Source organism: Variovorax sp. 05N34 (assembly GCF_056397405.1).
This window is the reverse complement of sequence record NZ_JBFTNI010000013.1, coordinates 34794-49491: the sequence shown is the minus strand read 5'-3', so window position 1 is coordinate 49491 and position 14698 is coordinate 34794. Positions and strand designations below refer to the sequence as shown.

Below are 14698 nucleotides of genomic sequence, written 5' to 3'. Positions count from 1 at the left end.
ATTCCGAACACTCGAAGAAAGCACAAGGCATGACCACAGAGACAGAACCGACCTCCGCTGCCACCGCCGAGCTGATGGAGCAGATCCTCTATCAGGTGAAGCGCGTCGTCGTCGGCCAGGACCGATTCCTCGAACGCGTGATGGTCGCGATGCTGGCCGGCGGCCACTTGCTCGTCGAAGGGGTGCCCGGCCTTGCCAAGACGCTCACGGTCCGGACCTTGGCCGACACGGTGCGCGGGCAGTTCAAGCGCATCCAGTTCACACCCGATCTCGTTCCGGCCGACCTCGTGGGTACCCGCATCTACAACCAGAAGACCGGCGACTTCAGCACTTCGCTCGGCCCGGTCTTCGCCAACCTGCTGCTGGCCGACGAAATCAACCGGGCCCCAGCCAAGGTGCAGAGCGCGCTGCTCGAAGTGATGCAGGAGCGCCAGGTGACCATCGCCGGCGAAACGCACAAGGTGCCGCGTCCCTTCCTGGTGATGGCGACGCAGAACCCCATCGAGACCGAAGGCACCTATCCGCTTCCCGAAGCGCAGGTCGACCGTTTCATGATGAAAGTGCTGGTCGACTATCCGACCGATGAAGAAGAGTTCGTGATCGTCGAGCGCGTGATCGGCCCGCTCGTGGAAGCCGCCGCCGTTGCCACCACGGACCAGCTCGCGGCCCTGCAGGCCGAAGCCCGCCGCGTATATGTCGACCCTTCTCTCATTCAGTACGCAGTCAGGCTCGTATCGGCCACGCGCACGCCCGAGAAGCACGGCATGAAGGACATGCGCCGCTTCATTACCTTCGGGGCCAGCCCGCGCGCCAGCATCAACCTGACCGAAGGCGCTCGCGCCCTGGCGCTGTTGCGAGGCAGGAGCTATGCGCTGCCCGAAGACATGACGGCGCTGGTCCCGGACGTGCTCCGCCATCGCGTGACGATGTCCTACGAGGGCTTATCCGAAGGGCTGACCCCGGATGGGCTGATCGACAGGATCATGCGAGCTGTACCTGCACCCGCCAAACCACTCGAACATGAAAAGCTGGTGGCCTAGGCGCGCGAAAGCGGCCAACGACGAGGCGCTCGCGACGGCCGACGCCGTGGCGGGCGGAGTGGAGCGCGCGCTTCGCCGGCTCGAGTGGACGGTCATCCGGCGGCTCGACGGCCTTCTGCAGGGCGACTACCGAACCCTGATGCGTGGCGCAGGCCTGGACTTGGCCGACCTGCGCGAATACCAGCACCACGACGACGTCCGGCACATCGACTGGAACGTGACGGCGCGGCTGCAGACGCCGCACGTGCGCGTTTTCACCGAGGACCGCGAAATGGCGGCGTGGTTCGTACTAGACCTGAGCCGCTCGGTCGATTTCGGCTCCGGCGTCAGGGCCAAGCGCGAGATCTCGGCCGGCTTCGTCGCGGTCATCGCCCGGCTGCTCACACGCCACGGCAATCGCGTCGGCGCGATGGTCTATGGCAACGATGTCGAGGCGGTGATTCCGCCGCGATGCGGACGGCGGCATGTGCTGCATCTGCTGCACGCCATGGAACGACGCTCGGCCAAGATCGCGCCGGACCAGAAAGGCATGACACGCCTCGCCGACTTGCTGAAGTCCGCAGCCATGCTGATGCTGCGTCGATCGACAGTCTTCGTGGTGTCCGACTTCATGAGCGAACCCGGCTGGGAAAAGCCGCTCTCGCACCTGGTCCAGCGCCATGACGTCGTGGCGGTGCGGCTCTTCGATCCGCTCGAACTCGAACTGCCCGACCTCGGCCTGGTGCCCCTGCGCGATGCCGAAACCGGCGAGCAACTCTGGGTCGACACGCACGACGCCGGTTTCCGCAAGCGATTTGCCCGCATCGCCGCGGAGCGCGAAGCCACGTTGCGCGAGGCGTTGGCGAAGATCGGCGTCGACACACTCGAGCTCTCGACCGACGACGATCTGGTGGATGCCATCGTGCGTTTCGCCGACATGCGCAAGCGCCGCGTACGCGCCTCCAACTCCAAGGCGGTGGCAGCATGAATTTCCTGTGGCCTCAATTCCTTTGGCTCCTGCTGGCGCTGCCGCTGCTGGTGTTGCTGTACCTGTGGCTGATCCGGCGCAAGAAGAAGCTGGCGCTGCGCTATGCGAGCCTGTCCATCGTGCGCGAGGCCATGGGTGCGGGGCAGACGATTCGCCGCCACATCCCGCCCTTCCTCTTTCTGCTGGCGCTGGCTGCGATGCTGATTGCCGCTGCGAGGCCGATGGCCGTGGTGGTGCTGCCGTCGAACCAGCAGACCATCATCCTCGCCATGGACGTGTCCGGCAGCATGCGGGCGGCCGATGTTCAGCCCAACCGCCTCGTGGCCGCACAGGAAGCTGCCAAGAGCTTCCTCAAAGAGCTGCCGCGCACCGTGAAGGTCGGTGTCGTCGCCTTTGCCGGCAGCGCCCAGGTCGCGCAGTTGCCCACCACCAATCGCGAGGACCTCGTCACCGCCATCGACTCGTTCCAGTTGCAGCGCGCGACCGCGACGGGCAACGCGATCGTCGTCTCGCTCGCCACGCTGTTCCCTGACGCGGGCATCGACATCTCCGACTTCGGTCCGCAAAGCCGCGAGCGCGGTGTCTCGATCGACCACGCCGGCAAGCCACAGCAGAAAGACTTCACGCCGGTCGCGCCGGGCTCCTACACCTCGGCGGCGATCATCATGCTGACCGACGGCCAGCGCACCACCGGCGTCGACCCGCTCGATGCCGCCAAGGCTGCGGCCGATCGCGGTGTGCGCGTCTACACGGTGGGCATCGGCACGGTCGACGGCGAGACGATCGGCTTCGAAGGCTGGTCGATGCGCGTGCGGCTCGACGAGGAAACGCTCAAGGCGATTGCCAACAAGACCTCGGCGGAGTACTTCTACGCGGGCACGGCGACCGACCTCAAAAAGGTCTACAGCTCGCTGAGTTCGCGTCTCACGGTCGAGAAGAAGGAGACCGAAGTCTCCGCGCTTTTCGCGATGGGCGCCGCCGCCCTGGCGCTGCTTTCGGCGGGACTTTCGCTGCTCTGGTTCAATCGCATCCTCTGACGTTCCTTCGAACGCAAAGGAGTGATTGCGAATGTTTGATCTGAGTGGGAAAGTAGCGCTCGTCACCGGCGGCAACGGCGGCATCGGCCTCGGCATGGCGCAAGGACTGGCCAAAGCCGGCGCTCGAGTGGTGGTCGCGGGGCGCAATGCGCAGAAGTCGGCGGCGGCGGTGGACGCGCTGAAGGCGCTGGGCAGCGACAGCTTCGCACTTGCCGCCGACGTCACGGACGAGGCATCGGTGCAGGCGTTGTTCGATCAGCTCGCGGAGCGCTGCGGCCGGCTCGACATCCTTGTCAACAACGCCGGAACCACCGTGCGCAAGCCCGTGGACCAACTCGCACTGGCCGAGTGGAACCAGGTCATGGACACCAATCTGACGAGCGCCTTTCTCTGCTGCCGCGCCGCGCATCCGCATCTCAAGGCAGCCGGCGGCGGCAAGATCATCAACATCGGATCGATGATGTCGATCTTCGGCGCGCCCTATGCGCCCGCCTATGGCGCCAGCAAGGGCGGAATCGTGCAACTGACGCGCGCCATGGCCGCTTCATGGGCGGCCGACGGCATCCAGGTCAATGCGGTGCTGCCGGGATGGATCCGGACCGAGCTGACCGACGGCGCACGCGCCCAGGTGCCGGGGCTCAATGAACGGGTGATTGCACGCACCGCCGCCGGCCGCTGGGGACAGCCCCGGGACTTGGCCGGGATCGCGGTGTTTCTCGCCAGCGACGCGTCGGATTTCGTGACCGGAACGGCGATTCCGGTCGACGGCGGCTATTCGATCGCGGCCTGAAGGCTCAATCGGCGAGCCGGCCTGCCGTCAGGCGCAGCACGCGGTCGCAGCGCGTTGCCAGGCTCTCGTCGTGCGTGACCATCACGAAAGCGGTGTTGCGCTCGTGCGCAAGGCGCAGCATGAGCGCAAACACCGTGTCGGCCGTCGCACGGTCGAGGTTGCCGGTCGGCTCGTCGGCCAGCACGCAATCGGGTTGCGTCACCAGAGCCCTGGCGATGGCGACGCGCTGGCGTTCGCCGCCCGACAGTTCCGAGGGACGATGCTGGACGCGCTCGCCGAGACCCACGGCGCGCAGCATCGCGACCGCCGCATCGTGCGCTTCTGCCGGCGGCATGCGCCGGATCTTGAGCGGCATCGCCACGTTGTCGAGTGCACTGAACTCCGGCAGCAGATGGTGGAACTGGTAGACGAAGCCCAGATGCCGATTGCGCAGGCGCCCCTGCTCGGCGGCATCGACATGCGCGATGTTTTCACCGTGCAGTTCCACCGTGCCTGAGGTTGGCGCATCGAGCCCGCCCATCAGATGCAGCAACGTGCTCTTGCCCGAGCCCGACGCGCCAACGATCGCCAGCGTCTCGCCCGCATGCACGTCGAGGTCGACGCCGTGCAACACCGTGAGGTCGATGCGGCCTTCTTGAAAGCGCTTGGTCAGTCCGCGGACTTTGAGGACAACGTTCTCGTTGTTCTTCACCTCACTCATAGCGCAGAGCCTCCGCGGGATTGACGCGGCTCGCGCGCCAGCTTGGATAGAGGGTCGCGACGAAGGCGAGGATGAGCGAGATCACCGTGATCGGCACGATGTCGCCTCGCTGCGGATCGCTCGGCATCTTGCTGATGAGGTAGATGTCCTTGGGCAGGAAGCTCGCGTGGAAGAGCCGCTCCAGCGCCGGGACGATGACGTCGATGTTGTAGGCGATGCCCAGCCCCAGCAGCAAGCCGGCCAGCGTGCCCACGACACCGACCATGGCCCCCTGCACCACGAAGATGCCCATGATGCTGCGCGGACTGGAGCCCAGCGTGCGCAGGATCGCGATGTCCGCGCGCTTGTCGGTGACCGTCATGACGAGCGTGGAGACGAGATTGAAGGCCGCGACCGCCACGATCAGCGTCAGGATGATGAACATCATGCGTTTCTCGACCTGCACGGCCGCAAACCACGTCTTGTTCGCGCGCGTCCAGTCGCGAATGAGGAATTGCCCCGGCAGCGTGGCGCCGAGTTCGTCGGCCACCTCGCGCGCCTGATGCAGGTCCCTGAGCTTGAGGCGCACCCCGCTCGGCCCTTCCAGGCGGAACACACGGGCGGCGTCTTCCTCGTGGATCATGGCGAGCGACGAGTCATATTCGTAGTGCCCCGAATCGAAGGTGCCGACGACCGTGAACTGCTTGAGCCGCGGTACGACGCCAGCCGGCGTGACCTGGCCGCCGGGTGCGATCAGCGTGACCTGATCGCCTTCGCGCACGAACAGCGATCGCGCGAGTTCGATCCCCAGCACGATGCCGAACTGCCCCGGCACCAGCTTGGACAGCGAACCCTGCTGCATGTCGCTGGAAAGATCGGTCACCTGTGCTTCCAGTTCGGGCTGGATTCCGCGAACCAGGGCGCCCTTCATGTCTTCGCCGCGCGCGATCAGCGCCTGCGCTGATATGAACGGCGCGACGCCGATCACCTGGGGGTTCTTGCGCGCTTCGGCCATGATCGCGTCGATGTCGCCGAGCGCCTGGCCATCGCGCGACAGGATCTCGATGTGGGAGATCACGCCGAGCATCCGGTCGGTCACTTCCTTCTGGAAGCCGTTCATCACGCTCAGCACGATGATCAATGCAGCCACGCCGAGCGCGATGCCGAACATCGATACGCCAGAGATGAAGGAAATGAAGCCGTTGCGCCGCGTCGCCCGGCCTGCGCGCGTGTAGCGCCAGCCGAGTTGCAGTTCGTAGGGGAGTCGCATAGGGCGATGATTGTGGCATCCCGGACAATAGGCCTATGCCCGTGTCGTCCGTATCGCCAGTGCACCCTGTGCCGCCCAGTTCCCGTCATCTGTTGATCCCTTTCGCCGGCAGAGGCTCGCCCGCCTGCCGAGAAGCGCTGACCGGACTTCGGCTGCCAAAGCTCGAAGCCCTCCTCGGGCGGATTTCGCTGATGCATGAGGACATGCAGGACGACAACACCCTTTCGCCGCCGCACGAACGCGCCCTGGCGGATGCCTTGGGCATCGCGGCGCCCGACGGCTGCATTCCGTGGGCGGCCCTCGAAGCGAAGCAATCCGGCCTCGGTCCCACCGACACCGGTGCGAGCTGGGGTCTGGCGACGCTTTGCCACTGGCATGTCGGCATCGACGACGTGGTGCTCGGCGACCCAGCCGCCATTCATATCGACGAATCCGAGTCGGCCGCGTTACTGAAGGCCGCACAGCCCTTCTTCGCGGAAGACGGCATCGCATTGCACGCATCGTCGACGCCGGGCCGCTGGCTCGCTCACGGCAAGGTTTTCGACGGGCTCGCAACGGCATCGATCGATCGTGCGGTCGGCTCGCCGATTTCCGAGTGGTCGCCGCTCACCGATGCCGCGCGGCCGCTCCGCAGGCTCCAGAACGAGATGCAGATGCTGCTCTATACCGAACGCGTGAACGACGACCGTGCTGCGCGCGGTGTCCCGCCGATCAATTCCTTCTGGCTGAGCGGCACGGGCAACTTGCCGGAATCACGGAGCCCGAACGGCCCACCGCCGAAGGTGGACGACTCCTTGCGCACGGCTGCCCTGCGCGACGATGGCGCCGCCTGGGCTTCAGCCTGGCAGGCGCTCGATGCTGGCCCGATGGCCGCACTGCTGGCCGATGCCTCCGGGGGCGCCGATGTCATGCTGACACTGTGCGGCGATCGCGGCGCCCGCTGCTTCGGCGTGCAGCCTCGCGGGCTGGTCGGATGGGCCCGCAACCTCTTCGGCAGAGCCAGCACCGGCGACGTGCTCGGAGCGCTATGACCATGAAGATCATCGCCAGGGACATCCCCCCGCGCAGCGCCTGGGCACTCGAACAGGCCGGCGTGCATCCGTTGCTGGCGCGACTCTATGCAGCGCGCGGCGTGCTCGGCAAGGACGAGCTCGACGACGGACTCGCACTGCTGCTGCCGCCGGTCACGTTGCACGGTGCCCGTGAGGCAGCCGTGCTGCTGGCCGATGCCATCCGGGATGACAAGCGGCTTTGCGTGGTCGCCGATTACGACTGTGATGGCGCCACCGCGTGCGCCGTCGCCGTGCGCGGCCTGCGGCTCTTGGGCGCGAAACAAGCGACTTACCTTGTGCCCGATCGCGTGACCGACGGCTACGGGCTCACGCCGCCCATTGCCGAACGCGTGGCGGACAGCGGCGCGGACTTGCTGATCACAGTCGACAACGGCATCGCAAGCGTCGAAGGGGTGGCCGCCGCCAAGGCGCGCGGCCTGGCCGTGCTGGTCACCGATCACCACCTGCCGGGTCCCTCGCTGCCGGACGCCGATGTGCTCGTGAATCCCAACCAGCCGAGCTGCGCATTCGAGAGCAAGAGCATCGCCGGCGTCGGCGTGATGTTCTACGTGCTGCTCGCGTTGCGCTCCGAGTTGCGCGCGCGGGGCGTGTTCGACGTCACGAATCAGCCGAAGCTGGACGCCCTGCTCCCACTGGTCGCGCTGGGCACGGTCGCGGACGTGGTGCGGCTGGACGCCAACAACCGGCGGCTCGTGGCGCAGGGCCTGCGGCGCATCCGGGCGGGCGCGATGCCGGCAGGCGTAGCGGCGCTGTTCAAGGCCGCCGGCCGCAATGCCGCGGCGGCGACGACGTTCGACTTCGGCTTTGCGCTGGGCCCGCGCATCAACGCAGCCGGCCGCCTGGCCGACATGACGCTCGGCATCGAATGCCTGCTGACGGATGATGCCGGGCGTGCGGACGAACTTGCGCGCACCCTCGACGGCATCAATCGCGAGCGGCGCGACATCGAAGGCGGCATGCGCGAGAAGGCTCTGGTGTTGGCCGAATCGTTGTTTGCCGACGTGCAGACAGCGCCTGCGGCCATCAGCGTGTTCGGCGCCGACTTCCATGAAGGCGTGGTCGGCATCGTGGCATCGCGCATCAAGGAACGATTCCATCGGCCGACCTTCGTCTTCGCGGCGAGCGGCGCCGACGGCAAGTCGCACGAGCTCAAGGGGTCCGGGCGATCCATCCCCGGCTTCCACCTGCGCGACGCGCTCGATCTTGTCGCCAAGCGGCATCCAGGCGTGCTGCTGCGATTCGGCGGACATGCGATGGCGGCGGGCTGCACGGTCGCGCGCGAGCACTTCGAGGCTTTCGAAAAGGCACTGGCCGAAGTGGCGCAGGAATGGCTCGACGCAGCCACCCTGACGCGCAGACTGGATACCGACGGCCCGCTCGCGCCTGAATATCTCCGCGTCGATCTGGTCGACACGCTGCACCGCGAGGTGTGGGGCCAGGGTTTCGCACCGCCGACCTTCAGCGAAGAGGTCGAGGTGATTTCGCAGCGGCTGGTCGGCGAAAAGCACCTGGCCCTCAAGCTCAAGCACAAGGGCAAGCCGGTCGACGGCATCTGGTTCGGCCATACCGAGCCGCTGCCGGCTCGCGTGGTGATCGCTTACCGGCTGGATGCCGACGAATGGCAGGGCGTGCGGCGGGTCAGGTTCCTGGTTGAAGGCGCTGAAATCTGAGGCGCCTCGGCTTCTCAGGAAGCAGGCGGGCGAATGCGTTCGATGCGGGCTTTCGGGGTCGCGCGCACCAGCTCTTCCTTGGCGGCTTGAGCCTCTGACGTCTCGGCGTTGCGCTGGCGCCTGGACGACGTGTCCACCGCGTCCGGCTCTGCCGGTGCAACGACCACGATCTCGTCCACGCAAATGGGGGGAGCGTCTTCGACCGCGCCGCGCACCGCCTCCATGACATGCGCGGTGCCGTGCGGCGACTGCAGGTCGATGAGGATGCGCCGGGCGCCGAAGCCACGCGCATTGGCGCGCAGAAAGTCCGCAAGGTGCGCCCGAAGCTCGGGCCAACGCAGCTTGTCCCAGATCACCGCCCTGGGCACCGCACTCAGCGGCAGAGGAAAGAAGCTTGCGGCTTCGCCGCGCTGGTTGATCCGGCTGACCAGCTCCTCCACCTGCTCACGCGGCACGCGACGCTTCGTGTAGTGGGGCAAGGGGCCGTATTCGGAGTCCGCGTAGGTGAGTACGTGATAGTCCGAGATCGGTCCTTCGAGCTTGTTCGAGGGGGTCCGCACGATACGCATGGCGAGCCTTTCGCGGGTGGCGTTCGAGAGCGAACCAGTGTGCAAGGAGGGGTCGGTTCGTGGCATGGCGCAGTGGGGCCTCACTCGTGCAAAACGTGAACTACATCACGGTCCGGTGAAGCGGGGATGACATCTGATCCGAGTCTGCATGGCCCTGGGCGCTTGCGCATCCGTCGTATGGATGATGCCCATTGGCGTAGGGCGCGCCTTGCGTGCCTGCCGAGCTCACGCGTTCAAAGTCCCCGGAACTCCTGGTTCACGCCGATCACGTAGCCCCAGACCTTGTTTGTCCCGCTCCGGGAGCCACTCAGATCGACACTGAGCATCGGTGTGACGCTGTATCGCAGTCCGGCCCTCGAGGTCCAGATGTCGAACGCACGAAAGCGCTCGAAGATCAGGCTTGCCTTTCCGTTCAGGGCCCATTCGGCCTGAACGCCGCCGCGGCCGGTGCGCTTGCCGTTCACCGTGTCCCAGTCGGCTCCGAGGTTCGCGTGCAGCGACAGGCTCTCCAGCGCGCGCCAACTCACGGGAAACACAAGTTGGCCGCCCGTGTGCCCACCATGCGTCACGTCATAACTCAGGCCCGCCGATATCGCTGCTTCGAGGGGTACATCGGTCGCGTTGCCGAAGTAGGTCCATTTGAGCTGCGGGCCGACGACGTAGCCGTGCGCATCCAGCGCCGAATAGCGATCGATGTTCAGGCCCAGTTCGACCGGTCCGACGCGGCAGGCGGGGCCGACGTGGTAGTCCGTCGCTTCGGCCGCGCCGAATCGTCCGGCCCATAGCTCGTACTGGCACCGGCCGGGGTCCAGGGTGCCGGCGTCATCGACATCGAAATGGCCGCCGGCGTGCGCTGTCGCAGCAAGCATGAATGCAAGCAAAGGGAGAACGGCCCGAGTCATGGCGGCGCATTCTAGGAGCGCGAGATGCAAGCGCCGTGGCGACCCCGAGAAGCCGTTGTGCCGAATGCTGCTTCAGATCTCGAACTGCGGCTGCAATTCGCGGATGCGCTTCATCGCAACGCCTGCGGCCGCGGTGCGGGTCTCGACGCCCAGCTTGACGTACACGCGTTCGAGGTGCTTCTTGGCGGTCGCCGGACTGCTGCCGAGGATTTCGCCGATGTCCTTGTTGGTCTTGCCCTTGACCACCCAGTACAGCACTTCCGCCTCGCGCGCGGTGAGTTTCAGGCTCAGGCTCATGGCCTCGATCACCGAAGTGTCGGACTCCTCGCGCATGATGATGAGCCAGTCATCGCCGTCATCGTCATGGCCGGTTTGCTGATGCAGCCGCAAGTTGAGCCGCGCGGCGCCCTGTTCGATCGACAGCACCGGCGGTTCGATCTGCCGCTGTGCCGCGTCCGGCAGATGGCGCTGCAGCCATTCGAGGACGACCGGTGGCGTCACGGGCGCGCTGGTGCCGCAATAGCGCAGGAGCAGGTCGCGCGCGAGCGCGGTCTGCCAGATCAGCTTGCCGTCCGGCATGCGCACCGTGAAGCTTGCATAGCCGAAGGCGTCGAGGGCGTTGCGCGCCTGCCCGGCCTGCTGCGCTTCCTGCCGTGCGCGGCGCGCGCCCTGCAGATGCACGTTCATGCGGGCGAGCACTTCCTTGGGCTTGATCGGCTTGGTCACGTAGTCGACGCCGCCCGCCTCCAGCGCAGCGACCAGATGCTCGGTCTCGGTCAATCCCGTCATGAAGACGATCGGAATGTGCGCGGTCGCGGCGTCGGCCTTGAGCCTGCGCGCCACCTCGAAGCCGTCGATGCCCGGCATCATCGCGTCGAGCAGCACGATGTCGGGGCGGGCCTGCGCGGCACGTTGCAGCGCCTGCTCGCCGCTGGTGGCAACGAGCACCGTGTAGCCGGATTCGTCCAGCGCATCGTGCAGCACGGCAAGGTTGTCCGGCACGTCGTCGACGATGAGAACGAGATCGCTGTTGCCGGCGAACTCGCGTGCGGACGTGCTCATGAAGTGCTCCCCGCCGGAAGAGCGCACATCTTGTCGAATTGGAACTGCCGCGCCAGCGCACGTTGCGTGGCGGTCCATGCAGCGCATTCGGGCTGGGCCGCATCGATCTCGTCGAGCTGATTCATGATTCCGCGAAAGTAACCCAGGCTCACGGCTTCTTCGAGCGCGCGCAGCCTGTCTGGGGAAGGCATCGTGCCTGCTGCCACGGCTTGTGCGGACGGCGGTGCCGCGACGGCATCGTCGGTCCAGCGCAGTTCGAGTCGCCGCTCCAGCCAGTCGAGCAGTTCGCTGTGGCGCACCGGCTTGACGAAGAAATCCTCCGGCGTGATGCCGACGTCGTTATCCAGGCGCTTGTCGAAGGCGTTGGCCGAGACGATGGCAACGGCCGCACCCGCAAGCCCCAGCGCACGCGAGCGGCGGATGGTTTCCCATCCATCGATGCCGGGCATGGCAAGGTCCACGAACATCGCGTCCGGGCGCCAGCCGGCCGCGATCAGGTCGAGCGCATCGTGCCCGCTCGCGGCGGTGCGCAGTTCAAAGCCCAGCGGCGCCAACACTTGCACAAGCAACTCGCGGTCGGCTTCCTCGTTGTCGACGAGCATCAACCGGCGTCGCCGGCCCTCGTAGCCACGCCTCACGCGCRCTGCCGGCACACGGCGCAGGTGCTGCCCGGGGGGCAGAGCATGCACGTGCGGCAGAAAAAGGCGCAGCCGAAACACCGAGCCCACGCCTCGCGTGCTCTGCACCGTCATCTCTCCACCCATCAGGTCGACCAGCATCTTGGCGATCGTCAGGCCAAGACCCGCGCCGGGCGCCGCAGATCCCGCGGTGGTGCCGCGTGCAAACGGTTCGAAGATCCGGCCCAGCTCTTCGGTGGACATGCCCGCGCCTGTGTCCTCGATCTCGATCGCCGCGAACTCGCGTGCGTAGCGAAGCCGAAGCGTGACCTGCCCCGCCGCCGTGAACTTGATGGCATTGCCCAGAAGGTTGATGAGGATCTGGCGCACGCGCTTTTCATCCGCGCGCACCAGTTCGGGCAAGGCGCCCGTGGGCTCGAAGCGAAACGCCAGGCCTTTCTCGAGCGCCTGCAGCTCGAACATGTCGGCCAATTCGCTCATCACGTCGGCGAACTGCATCGGCTTGGCATGCAAGGTCAGCTTGCCGGCTTCGATGTGGGCAATGTCGAGCGTTCCCTCGATCAGCGACAGCAGATGCTCCCCGCCGCGCTTGATCACCGCCACCGCTTGCCTGCGATGGGGCGGCACGGCGGCGTCCTCCCCCATGAGCTGCGCGTAGCCCAGGATGCTGTTGAGCGGCGTGCGCAGTTCATGGCTGATGGCGCTGATGTAGCGGCTCTTGGCCTGGTTGGCTTGATCGGCAGACTGCTTGGCCGCTTGCAGGGCGCGATCGGTTTCGCGGTGAAGGTCGATCTCACGCACCAGCAGATGCGTCTGGCGGTTCGACTCCTCTTGCGCCACCTTGCGGCTCTGCTGCGCAAGCACGAGCCACCAGGCGACGATGCCTGCGATGAGCATCAGCGCCATGTACGCCTTGAAAAAACCCGAACGCAGCGACGCAAGCTCCAGGTCAAGCATTGCTCCGCTCACGGCACCTTCACTGAGAGCGCGGAGTTCCTGCTGATAGAGCACGCCAAACACCGCCGCGAGCAGAGGCACGACGATCAGCATCAACAGCAGGAAGTGCCCGAGCCCCGTGTCCAGATACGGCCAGACGCGGCGTGGCAGCAGCCATCGCAAGGCGCCCGACCATTGCGCCGAAAGGCTCGCCTGCGGCTTGCACAGGTCACCGCAGCGTGCATCGAGCGTGCAGCACAGGGAGCAAATAGGACCTTGATACGCCGGGCAATGCGCCATGTCCGGGCCTTCGTACTCGCGCTCGCAGATGACGCAGCGCTGCACGGACAGGCGCTGATAGCTCCCCGCATCGGATTCGACCCGCGCCCATCGCACGACCGAGCGTTGCGCGGCCGGCTCGAACGGCGCTGCGCCGCCTTCGTCGGAAACGCGCGCGATGTAGTACTTGCCGCGCGTGGCCCAGGCGATGAGAGGCGACGTGACGAAAGCCGTGCCGAGCGCGATCAGCGCCGAGAACGCCTGCGCCAGCGGCCCGAACGCGCCCAGATGCGCAGTGATCGACACCACAGAAGCCAGCGCCATCGCGCCGACGCCGACCGGATTGATATCCCACAGGTGCGCGCGCTTGAATTCGATGCCGGGCGGCGAGAGCCCGAGCGGCTTGTTGATGACCAGGTCGGCCACCACGGCCATCATCCACGCGATGGCGATGTTGGCGTAAAGGCCGAGCACGTCGCCCAGCGCCTCGAACACGTTCATCTCCATGAGCATGAAGGCGATGAGCGCGTTGAACACCACCCAGACGACGCGGCCGGGGTGGCTGTGCGTGACGCGCGAGAAGAAGTTGCTCCATGCGAGCGAGCCGGCGTAGGCATTGGTGACGTTGATCTTGAGCTGCGAGATCACCACGAAGATGGCCGTCGCCAACACTGCCCAGCCGTAGTTCGGAAACACGTATTCGTACGCGGCAAGGTACATCTGGTTGGGATCGACGGCTCGCTCGGGCGGCACCATGTGGCTGATGGCGAGATATGCCAACAGCGCACCGCCGAGCATCTTCAGCACCCCGAGCACCACCCAGCCCGGCCCCCCGACCAGGACGCCGGCCCACCAACGCCGCCGGTTCGCCGCCGAGCGCGCCGGCATGAAGCGCAGGTAGTCGGCCTGCTCCCCCATCTGCGTGATCAGTGCGATGCCGACAGTCAAGCCGGCACCGAACAGGTGCAAGTCGAAGCCGATCGACGATGACTTGACACCTACATAGTGCGCAATGCCTGAAAACGCACCAGGATTGCGCGCCAGCACATAACCGAACGGCACGACCAGCATCAGCAGCCAGATCGGCTGCGTCCAGACCTGCAATCGGCTGATGGCGGAGATGCCGTGCGTCACGAGCGGGATGACCACCAGCGCGCAAACGAGGTAGCCCCAGACGGGCGGCACGCCTAGCGCGAGTTCGAGCGCATAGGCCATGACCGCTGCTTCGAGCGCGAAGAAAATGAAGGTGAACGATGCGTAGATCAGCGACGTGAGCGTCGAACCGATGTAGCCGAAGCCGGCTCCACGCGTGAGCAGGTCCATGTCGACGCCGTAGCGCGCCGCGTAGACGCTGATCGGGAGGCCAGCGAGAAAGATGATCAGACCGGTGCACAAGATGGCCCAGAAGGCGTTCACGAAGCCGTACTGCACCAGCAGCGTCGCGCCGACCGCCTCCAGGATCAGGAACGAGGCCGCACCGCCAAAAGCGGTGCTCGCCACGCGCCATTCGGCCATGCGCCGGAAGCGCTGCGGCGTGAAGCGCAGGGCGTAGTCTTCGAGCGTCTCGCTGGCAACCCAGCTGTTGTAGTCGCGCCTGACCTTGACGATGCGCTGCGGCGCTTCGGCGGTCGGAGCGGGGGGAACTGCGGAGGAGTGCACGCGTCGACGGTGCAGCTTTCATGCCCGGCCGCAGTCGCGCCCATGGGGGCACGAGGGAGGCTCGAGGGAGGCACGACTGTTGCAAAGCATTCTGGATGCCCACAATGATTCGATCTGGCCGCCCAGC

At 66.3% G+C, this 14698-nt stretch carries 12 protein-coding genes; 6 read left to right on the top strand and 6 right to left on the bottom strand.

Going from position 1 to position 14698, the window contains the following annotated elements:
* Nucleotides 1–29 precede the first annotated feature (29 nt).
* From AC1DMA_RS27285 to AC1DMA_RS27270, 4 genes are read left to right on the top strand one after another with little or no spacing between them, the layout of a single operon-like run.
* The gene (locus AC1DMA_RS27285) at nt 30–1040 is read left to right on the top strand and encodes an AAA family ATPase (protein ID WP_478128182.1); all 1011 of its coding nucleotides are present in this window, start codon (nt 30–32) and stop codon (nt 1038–1040) included.
* Nucleotides 1021–2007 (top strand): DUF58 domain-containing protein, encoded by a 987-nt coding sequence (locus tag AC1DMA_RS27280; protein WP_478146093.1) that lies wholly within the window; start codon nt 1021–1023, stop codon nt 2005–2007. The genes AC1DMA_RS27285 and AC1DMA_RS27280 overlap by 20 nt, the downstream gene beginning before the upstream one ends.
* The gene (locus AC1DMA_RS27275) at nt 2004–3044 is read left to right on the top strand and encodes a VWA domain-containing protein (protein WP_478128180.1); all 1041 of its coding nucleotides are present in this window, start codon (nt 2004–2006) and stop codon (nt 3042–3044) included. The genes AC1DMA_RS27280 and AC1DMA_RS27275 overlap by 4 nt, the downstream gene beginning before the upstream one ends.
* A 31-nt stretch (nt 3045–3075) precedes the next feature.
* Entirely contained in the window at nt 3076–3834 is a 759-nt protein-coding gene (locus AC1DMA_RS27270; RefSeq protein WP_478146092.1) for an SDR family NAD(P)-dependent oxidoreductase, read from the top strand.
* Nucleotides 3835–3838: 4 nt separating this feature from the next.
* Here the strand turns inward: AC1DMA_RS27270 and lolD are convergent, their stop codons facing one another.
* The gene (gene lolD / locus AC1DMA_RS27265; RefSeq protein ID WP_478146091.1) at nt 3839–4534 is read right to left on the bottom strand and encodes a lipoprotein-releasing ABC transporter ATP-binding protein LolD; all 696 of its coding nucleotides are present in this window, start codon (nt 4532–4534) and stop codon (nt 3839–3841) included.
* The gene (locus AC1DMA_RS27260; protein WP_478146090.1) at nt 4527–5783 is read right to left on the bottom strand and encodes a lipoprotein-releasing ABC transporter permease subunit; all 1257 of its coding nucleotides are present in this window, start codon (nt 5781–5783) and stop codon (nt 4527–4529) included. The genes lolD and AC1DMA_RS27260 overlap by 8 nt, the downstream gene beginning before the upstream one ends.
* 35 nt (nt 5784–5818) lie before the next feature.
* Between AC1DMA_RS27260 and AC1DMA_RS27255 the strand changes: the two genes are divergently transcribed.
* Entirely contained in the window at nt 5819–6814 is a 996-nt protein-coding gene (locus AC1DMA_RS27255; protein WP_478146089.1) for a hypothetical protein, read from the top strand.
* A gap of 2 nt (nt 6815–6816) precedes the next feature.
* Nucleotides 6817–8526, top strand: a complete 1710-nt coding sequence (gene recJ / locus AC1DMA_RS27250) for a single-stranded-DNA-specific exonuclease RecJ (RefSeq protein WP_478146117.1) — start codon at nt 6817–6819, stop codon at nt 8524–8526.
* Between the two features lie 14 nt (nt 8527–8540).
* Here recJ and AC1DMA_RS27245 read toward each other — a convergent pair whose 3' ends face one another.
* The 4 genes from AC1DMA_RS27245 to AC1DMA_RS27230 form a co-directional block, all read right to left on the bottom strand.
* Nucleotides 8541–9095 carry a hypothetical protein gene (locus tag AC1DMA_RS27245; RefSeq protein ID WP_478128174.1) on the bottom strand — a complete coding sequence of 185 codons (555 nt, stop codon included), beginning with the start codon at nt 9093–9095 and terminating at the stop codon, nt 8541–8543.
* A gap of 233 nt (nt 9096–9328) precedes the next feature.
* Nucleotides 9329–9997 carry a hypothetical protein gene (locus AC1DMA_RS27240; RefSeq protein ID WP_478146088.1) on the bottom strand — a complete coding sequence of 223 codons (669 nt, stop codon included), beginning with the start codon at nt 9995–9997 and terminating at the stop codon, nt 9329–9331.
* 72 nt (nt 9998–10069) lie between these two features.
* Nucleotides 10070–11059: a response regulator gene (locus tag AC1DMA_RS27235; RefSeq protein ID WP_478146087.1), complete on the bottom strand. Its 990-nt coding sequence runs from the start codon at nt 11057–11059 to the stop codon at nt 10070–10072.
* Entirely contained in the window at nt 11056–14571 is a 3516-nt protein-coding gene (locus tag AC1DMA_RS27230; protein WP_478146086.1) for a hybrid sensor histidine kinase/response regulator, read from the bottom strand. The genes AC1DMA_RS27235 and AC1DMA_RS27230 overlap by 4 nt, the downstream gene beginning before the upstream one ends.
* Between the last annotated feature and the right edge of the window lie 127 nt (nt 14572–14698).

Bases quoted from the DNA above. Each gene is read 5' to 3' on its own strand.
- AC1DMA_RS27285 (WP_478128182.1), top strand. From the start codon at position 30: ATGACCACAGAGACAGAACCGACCTCCGCTGCCACCGCCGAGCTGATG.
- AC1DMA_RS27280 (WP_478146093.1), top strand. From the start codon at position 1,021: ATGAAAAGCTGGTGGCCTAGGCGCGCGAAAGCGGCCAACGACGAGGCG.
- AC1DMA_RS27275 (WP_478128180.1), top strand. From the start codon at position 2,004: ATGAATTTCCTGTGGCCTCAATTCCTTTGGCTCCTGCTGGCGCTGCCG.
- AC1DMA_RS27270 (WP_478146092.1), top strand. From the start codon at position 3,076: ATGTTTGATCTGAGTGGGAAAGTAGCGCTCGTCACCGGCGGCAACGGC.
- lolD (WP_478146091.1), bottom strand. From the start codon at position 4,534: ATGAGTGAGGTGAAGAACAACGAGAACGTTGTCCTCAAAGTCCGCGGA.
- AC1DMA_RS27260 (WP_478146090.1), bottom strand. From the start codon at position 5,783: ATGCGACTCCCCTACGAACTGCAACTCGGCTGGCGCTACACGCGCGCA.
- AC1DMA_RS27255 (WP_478146089.1), top strand. From the start codon at position 5,819: ATGCCCGTGTCGTCCGTATCGCCAGTGCACCCTGTGCCGCCCAGTTCC.
- recJ (WP_478146117.1), top strand. From the start codon at position 6,817: ATGAAGATCATCGCCAGGGACATCCCCCCGCGCAGCGCCTGGGCACTC.
- AC1DMA_RS27245 (WP_478128174.1), bottom strand. From the start codon at position 9,095: ATGCGTATCGTGCGGACCCCCTCGAACAAGCTCGAAGGACCGATCTCG.
- AC1DMA_RS27240 (WP_478146088.1), bottom strand. From the start codon at position 9,997: ATGACTCGGGCCGTTCTCCCTTTGCTTGCATTCATGCTTGCTGCGACA.
- AC1DMA_RS27235 (WP_478146087.1), bottom strand. From the start codon at position 11,059: ATGAGCACGTCCGCACGCGAGTTCGCCGGCAACAGCGATCTCGTTCTC.